Annotated in this window: 7 protein-coding genes; 5 read left to right on the top strand and 2 right to left on the bottom strand. The window is 70.2% G+C overall.

Annotated features, from left to right (window positions below; all coding sequences use genetic code 11):
* Positions 1-482 (top strand): M4 family metallopeptidase (locus tag JGU66_36025; protein ID MBJ6766188.1); only part of this gene is annotated, 482 nt, incomplete at its 5' end.
* A 199-nt stretch (positions 483-681) separates the two neighbouring features.
* Positions 682-1,209: an AraC family ligand binding domain-containing protein gene (locus JGU66_36030; protein ID MBJ6766189.1), complete on the top strand. Its 528-nt coding sequence runs from the start codon at positions 682-684 to the stop codon at positions 1,207-1,209.
* Between the two features lie 36 nt (positions 1,210-1,245).
* Here JGU66_36030 and JGU66_36035 read toward each other — a convergent pair whose 3' ends face one another.
* Positions 1,246-2,157 (bottom strand): pirin family protein, encoded by a 912-nt coding sequence (locus JGU66_36035; GenBank protein MBJ6766190.1) that lies wholly within the window; start codon positions 2,155-2,157, stop codon positions 1,246-1,248.
* Positions 2,158-2,381: 224 nt separating this feature from the next.
* Here JGU66_36035 and JGU66_36040 point away from each other — a divergent pair, with 224 nt between their 5' ends.
* Positions 2,382-3,290: a patatin-like phospholipase family protein gene (locus JGU66_36040; protein ID MBJ6766191.1), complete on the top strand. Its 909-nt coding sequence runs from the start codon at positions 2,382-2,384 to the stop codon at positions 3,288-3,290.
* Here JGU66_36040 and JGU66_36045 read toward each other — a convergent pair.
* The gene (locus tag JGU66_36045) at positions 3,259-4,071 is read right to left on the bottom strand and encodes an NRDE family protein (GenBank protein MBJ6766192.1); all 813 of its coding nucleotides are present in this window, start codon (positions 4,069-4,071) and stop codon (positions 3,259-3,261) included. The two genes, JGU66_36040 and JGU66_36045, sit on opposite strands and share 32 nt — an antisense overlap.
* Positions 4,072-4,181: 110 nt before the next feature.
* On the opposite strand from JGU66_36045, the gene metG reads away from it, so the two are divergent.
* The gene (metG, locus tag JGU66_36050; protein MBJ6766193.1) at positions 4,182-6,281 is read left to right on the top strand and encodes a methionine--tRNA ligase; all 2,100 of its coding nucleotides are present in this window, start codon (positions 4,182-4,184) and stop codon (positions 6,279-6,281) included.
* Positions 6,282-6,285: 4 nt separating this feature from the next.
* Positions 6,286-6,541: HEAT repeat domain-containing protein (locus tag JGU66_36055; protein ID MBJ6766194.1), on the top strand; the 256-nt coding region annotated here is incomplete at its 3' end.

The raw sequence follows: 6,541 nt of genomic DNA on the forward strand, positions 1-6,541 counted from the left end.
AGGCGGGCGCCATCTGGTACAAGGCCAACACGGACCTGTACACGGCGGGCACGACGTATGACCAGGCCAAGGCGTGGACCATCCAGGCCGCGCAGCAGCTCGGCTACGATCAGGCCACGCAGGACGCCGTGAAGGCCGCCTGGGAGGCGGTGGGCGTGGGCGTTCCCATCACCTGCACCACGCTGACCAACGGCGTGGCGAAGACGGGCCTGTCGGGCGCCAGCGGCTCCAACGCTTACTACTGCATCGACCTGCCGGCCTCGAAGGCCTCCACGTACACGCTGAGCGGCGGCACGGGCGACGCGGACATGTACATCAAGTTCGGCTCCGCGCCGACCACGTCCTCGTATGACTGCCGCCCGTATGTGAGCGGCAACAACGAGACGTGCTCCGCCGCCGCGAAGTCCGCCGCGGGCCGCATGTACATCATGCTCCGTGGCTACACGTCCTACAGCAACACCTCGCTGAAGGCCGCGTACTAGTCGTCACCCCAGCGGCGTGCTCGGACGTCTTCGTTCGAGCCCGTCGCCGGGCACACCGCCTCCGGCGCCTTACGCGCTGGGGGCGGTGTCGTTTGGAGAACGGCCCGCTCCCGTGGGGAGGCTTGCTGCCGGGATGGCGCCTCCGCATCTTGCTTCGCGGTCACCTCCCTCTCGGGAGCTGCGCCGGGGAGCCAGGTGCATGGAGGAGAGCGAGGCGCAGCGCGCGGGGCAGGTCTGGCGGCCGGAGGCCTATCCCGGCGTGTGGCTCTATCGCGTGCAGGGGCGCCGGCTCACCGAGGCGCCGCACGTCCACCCAGAGCTTCAGCTCACGCTCGACTCGGCCCAGCTCCAGGAGGGGATGTCGGGAGGGCACCACTGGTTGGCGCCGCCTGGCAGCCTCGTCGTCGTGCCCCCCGGGGAGGTGCACCTGCTGCGCGCCGAGGGCGGTCGGCCGGGCATGCTCTATGGCCTGATGCTGCCGTTGGAGGTGCTCTCCGAGTCGGTCGGTCCAGGGGGGGCCCACCCTCCGTGGCATGGGCTGCGCGACTCGGTGCTTGGCTACCCTCAGCTCGCGCGAGACTTCGTGTCGCTGCACCGCGCGCTGCGAATCCCGGGGCCTTCGCCCGCGGTGGCTTCTCGGCTGCGTGCGTTCCTCGCGGCCCTCGTGGGGCGGCTGGTCCCGAGTGAAGCGGTGCCCGCCGCGCGGAGCACCGTCGCGCCGGGGTGACGCGAGCGGCCTGCGTCACCCTCGGCTCGGTGGAGCCTAGGCCTTCGGGACAATCTGGCCCATGCGTCCGGCCTGGTAGTCCTCGATGGCCTCGAGGATCTCCTTGCGCGTGTTCATGACGAACGGGCCGTAGCGCGCCACGGGCTCGTGGAGCGGAATGCCCCCCAGCAGCAGCACGTCCGCGCCCTCGGTGCCCTCGGTGGACAGCTCCACCGTGTCGCCGTCTCGCTTGAGGAACACCGCGTCGCCCTCGGCGACCTCCTCACCCGCCACCTTCACGCGTCCACGCAGCACGTAGGCGAAGACGTTGTACGCGGCGGGCGCGGGCTGCACCTGCCGCGCGCCCGGGGCGAGCGTGAAGTGCAGGTAGAAGATGGGCGTGCGCGTCTCGATGACGGCCTTTTGTCCCAGTGCCTCGCCCGCGATGACCTTCACCCGCACGCGACCGTCCTCGCTCGTGCCCACGGGGATGCGCGCCGAAGGGACTTCCTGGTAGCGCGGAGCCATGCGCTTGTCCCGGCGGGGGAGGTTCACCCAGAGCTGGAGCCCCTCGATTCGGCCGCCTTGCTCCTGAATCCTGCGCGACGGCATCTCCGCGTGCACCACGCCCGCGCCGGCCGTCATCCACTGCACGTCCCCCGCGCCGATCCGCCCCGAGCGGCCGGTGCTGTCCGAGTGCTCCAACTCGCCATCGAGCATGTAGCTCACGGTCTCGAAGCCGCGATGCGGATGATCCGGCGCGCCCTGGGCCTGCCCGGGCGCGTGCTCCATGGGCCCCATGTGATCCAACAGCAAGAAGGGATCGAACGCATCCAGGGTCGGCGTGGGGAAGGGCCGGCGCACTTCGAAGCCAGCTCCTTCCAGCGTGCGCCACGCGTGCGTCGTGCTGGCCACGCTGCGCCCCGCGGTCGGAGCGGTGAGAGGGAGGGTCCCAGGATTCGTTTCCATGCTGTCCTCGCGATGCGTCGCCCCCGCCGGTTCGCGGCGAGAGACTGTCCCTGCTTGGAAGTGCATCCCCGAGGCCAATTTCACGCGACGTGATTTCAGGGGCTTGGACGGGTGCCTGCTGGAGTTGTTCTCAAAGTGAGAGTTTGTCTTCTCGATATGAGGGCGCGGCGTCCCGAGCCAGACTGGGAGTAGGGTGCGCGGACGGAGTCATTGCGGAGGTGGGAATGGGTCGGCTGTTCGGCTGGGCGGTGCTGGCCTGCGGTGTGCTGCTGATGGGCACGTCGTGTCATCGGGGCGCGATCCGCAGCGCGCCGGAGCGCACGTGCGTGGTCCTGTCCGTGGGGGGCGCCAGGGGGTTGGCGCATCTGGGCGCCCTGGCGGCGTTGAAGGCGCGCGGCGTCCCCGTCGACTGTGTGGTGGGCAACAGCATGGGCGCGGTGGTGGGCAGCCTCTATGCGTCCGCGCCGGGCATGGAGCCTCGCGCGCGCTACCGGGCCTTCTTCGCGGAGTACGAGCACCAGACGGCGGAGGCCGCGGCCGGGCGAGGCGTGGTGGGGGCGACGCTGGGGCTGCTGGCGGTGGCGTTGTCGGGCGGGGCGCTCGCGCCGGCGCTGATGGCGGGTGTGCTCGGAGCCGCGGGCGGAGCGGCCTCGGTGCCGCAGCTCAGCCATGCGCGCTTCACCCACGTCCTGGACACGTTCTACGACGGGGCCCGCGTGGAGCGGCTGCCCGTGCCGTTCGCGACCTTCTACCAACAGCCAACCGCAGAGGGGCTCACGCGTGTGACGGTCACGGAGGGCCCACTGGCCGAGGCCGTGGCCGCGAGCGCCGCCAATCCGTTCCTGTTCAAGGACGCGACGCTGGAGCGCATCGATCCGGGCGCGGATCGGGTGTCCGCCGTCCCGGTGCATGACGCGTGCGTGCTCTTCCCGGGGGCGCGGCTCATCGCCATCAACGTGACGGGCGAGGCGGCCTTCTACCAGCCGGGCCAGGGCTGCGAGGTGCGGGAGATCCGCGTCGACGTGGCGTCGCCCGCCGAGGACGCCTTCACTGGGATGGGCCCGGCGTTCGAGGCCGTGTACGCCGCAGGCTACGACGCCGTCATCGCGTCCCTGTCCTCGCGGCCGTTGTGAGCAGGCCGCTGACGTCTCGCCAGCCTCCCTGACACGGGGCGTTCTCCGTGGCGAGGTAGTGGCCCACTCGGCCCGGGGCCAGCGCGATGAGCGCCGAGGAGCGCGTGCCGTACCCCGGCGTGTGGATGCACAGGGCCTGGAGCTGCCGGACGAACTCGCGCGGCAGGGCATCTCCGTCGAGGGCGGGAGGGAGCGCCTCCAACTCGGGCAGGGCGTGGTCCGCCAGCAGGGCTTTGAGGCCCTCGGCCAGCTCGGGCCAGGGCCGCTGGGCCACCTGCGTCGCGAGCGAGCGGGCCCGCGCGACCTTGGGGATGCCGGGGGCGTCCAGCACCCCGTTGGGCAGCACGTGCACGCCGGGCGGGACGTCCTGACGGAGCAGTCGCGAGGTGTCGGGCCGGGCATAGGCCACGCGGAGCGTCTGCGCGTCGCCGTAGAGGAGGTTGAAGGGCAGGAAGGCGTCGCCGGGGAGGGTGTCCAGGTACCGGTCGATGGCGGCCACCGAGCCCGCCTGGAGCGCGCGGAGCACCACCTCGCCGCGCGAGCGGGCGGCCGGGCCCTGTCCTCCCGCGCCGCGCTGGTTTGTCAGCCCGACGAAGACGCCCCCGTTAGTGACTCCGGCCCACGTTCCACCCCGCTCCAGGTCCTTGCCTCCCACGATTCGGGGAGACTCGGAGAGCACCTGGGGGCCCAATGCGGGGCGCGCGAGGAATTCATCCCGGTTGGTGGCGAGCACCAGCGGCCATTCCGGGTGAACGTGGCGGAGTATCACGAGGGTGCACATGCGTATCCGGTCGATAACACCGCCGGCGTCGGGGTGCACCGGCCCCGCGCAACGCCAGCGATGACCTCGACCCTTCGAGCGGCTATTGTCCGCCGCCCTCAGGAGAGTCCATGGCGCAGAGAACCCTCGTCACCAGCGCGCTTCCGTACGCGAACGGTCCCATCCACATCGGCCACGTCGTGGAGTACGTGCAGACCGACATCTTCGTGCGCTTCCTGCGCTCGTGCGGCAAGGACGTCGTCTACTTCTGTGCCGACGACACGCACGGCACGCCCATCGAAATCAACGCCGCGAAGAAGGGGATCAAGCCGGAGGAGTTCGTCGCCCGCTTCCAGGACGAGCACCAGCGCGACTTCCACGACTTCGACATCCGGTTCGACAAGTTCCACTCCACCAACTCGCCGGAGAACCGCCACTACGCGGAGCTCATCTACGGGCGCTTGAAGGAGCAGGGCGACATCGAGCGGCGCGACATCGAGCAGACGTACTGCGAGAAGGACCGCCGCTTCCTTCCCGACCGCTTCATCAAGGGCACGTGCCCCAACTGCAAGGCCCCGGATCAGTACGGCGACGCCTGCGAGAAGTGCGGGAAGACCTACAACCCTACGGACCTGATTGATCCGCGCTGCTCGCTCTGTGGGACGCCTCCGGTGCGCCGTCACTCGGAGCACCTGTTCTTCAAGCTGTCGCGCCACGCGGACTTCCTCCAGTCGCTTTTGCGCACCCCTGGCTTCATCCACCCGGGACTCGCCGCGCAGCTCCAGGGCTTCTTCGAGAAGGGCCTGTCGGACTGGGACATCAGCCGGGACGGGCCGTACTTCGGCTTCGCCATCCCGGGCGAGACGGACAAGTACTTCTACGTCTGGCTGGATGCGCCCATCGGGTACATCGCCACGACGGAGAAGTGGGCCAAGGACACGGGCAAGGCCGCGAGCGCGCTGGACTACTGGGCGGCCGACGCCGACACGCGCATCATCCACTTCATCGGCAAGGACATCGTCTACTTCCACGCCCTGTTCTGGCCGGCCGTGCTGCGCGTGGCCAACTTCCACGTGCCCAATGAGATCAAGGTGCACGGCCACCTCACGGTGAACGGCGAGAAGATGTCCAAGAGCCGCGGCACGCTGGTGCCGGCGCGCGACTACCTGGATCAGCTCGACCCCAGCTACCTTCGCTACTTCTACGCGGCCAACCTGGGCGCAGGCGTGGAGGACCTGGACCTCAACCTGAAGGACTTCCGCAACCGGGTGAATGGCGAGCTGGTCAACAACGTAGGCAACCTGGCCAACCGCGCGCTGTCGCTCCTGGCCGGCCCGCTGGAGAAGAAGCTGGCTCCGGCGCGCGCGGAGGGCGCAGGTCGCGCGCTCGTGGAGGCCGCCCTCGCTCGAGTGCCCGAGGTCCGCGAGGCGTTCGAGAAGCTGGAGTACCGCGTCGCCATCAAGGCCATCACGGAGATTGCCTCGGCGGCCAACGCGTTCCTCCAGGCGCAGGCACCGTGGGCTCAGGTGAAGAAGGATGCCGAGGCCGCGCGCGCCGACCTGTCGGACGCGGCGGACGTGGCCTACCTGCTGGCCGCGCTGCTGGCGCCCGTGACGCCGCGCGTGTCGGAGAAGCTGTTCGCGCAGCTCAACGCGCCGCCGCTCACGTTCCAGGCGCTGGCCACCGCGAAGTACCCGCTGCTGGATCGCACCCGCGTCATCGGGACGCCGGAGCCGCTGCTGCCTCGCATGGAGGAGGAGCGCGTGAACGCCATCATCAAGGCCCCGGACGCCGCTGCGTCCGCGCCGCAGCCCCCCGCGCCTCAGTCGAAGAAGGAGAAGGAAGTGGAAGCCCCTGCCGCCGCGCCTGCTGTTGCGACCGAGTCCGCTGCCCCCGTGCCGCCGGCTGACATCGAGTTTGATGACTTCCTCAAGGTGGAGCTCAGGAGCGGCAAGGTGCTGGCGGCGGAGAAGGTGCAGAAGGCCGACAAGCTCCTGAAGCTCACCGTGGACCTGGGCGAGCCGGCGCCGCGCACCATCGTCTCGGGCATCGCCGAGGCCTTCGCTCCCGAGCAGCTCGTGGGGCGCAACGTGGTGGTGGTCGCGAACCTGAAGCCCCGCAAGATCAAGGGCATCGAGTCTCGCGGCATGTTGCTGAGCGCTGGTCCGGGCGGCAAGGACCTGTCCCTCTTGGACCCGGGCAATGTTCCGCCGGGCAGCGCGGTGAAGTGACGTGATGGACTGGCGTGCCGAGCGCGACCGCGCCTTGCTCGTGCTGGAGGGCGACAAGCGCCCGGCGACGCGAGCCGAGGCGGCCCGAAGTCTCTTTCACCTGGGGGCAGAGGACGCAGCGCGTGCGCTGGAGCTGGGCGCCGCGCTGGCCCGGCTCCTGGCGGATCCGCAGCCGGAGGTGCGGCGCTCCGGCGTGAGCCTCGCGGCGGTGGTGCTGCCACCCGAGGAACTGCCGGACACGCTCTTGCCGCGCCTGCGCG

The sequence above is a fragment of the Myxococcaceae bacterium JPH2 genome, assembly GCA_016458225.1.
Lineage (GTDB): Bacteria > Myxococcota > Myxococcia > Myxococcales > Myxococcaceae > Citreicoccus.

Coding starts and splice junctions, on each gene's coding strand:
- JGU66_36040 (MBJ6766191.1), top strand. CDS start 2,382: ATGGGTCGGCTGTTCGGCTGGGCGGTGCTGGCCTGCGGTGTGCTGCTG.
- JGU66_36030 (MBJ6766189.1), top strand. CDS start 682: ATGGAGGAGAGCGAGGCGCAGCGCGCGGGGCAGGTCTGGCGGCCGGAG.
- metG (MBJ6766193.1), top strand. CDS start 4,182: ATGGCGCAGAGAACCCTCGTCACCAGCGCGCTTCCGTACGCGAACGGT.
- JGU66_36035 (MBJ6766190.1), bottom strand. CDS start 2,157: ATGGAAACGAATCCTGGGACCCTCCCTCTCACCGCTCCGACCGCGGGG.
- JGU66_36045 (MBJ6766192.1), bottom strand. CDS start 4,071: ATGTGCACCCTCGTGATACTCCGCCACGTTCACCCGGAATGGCCGCTG.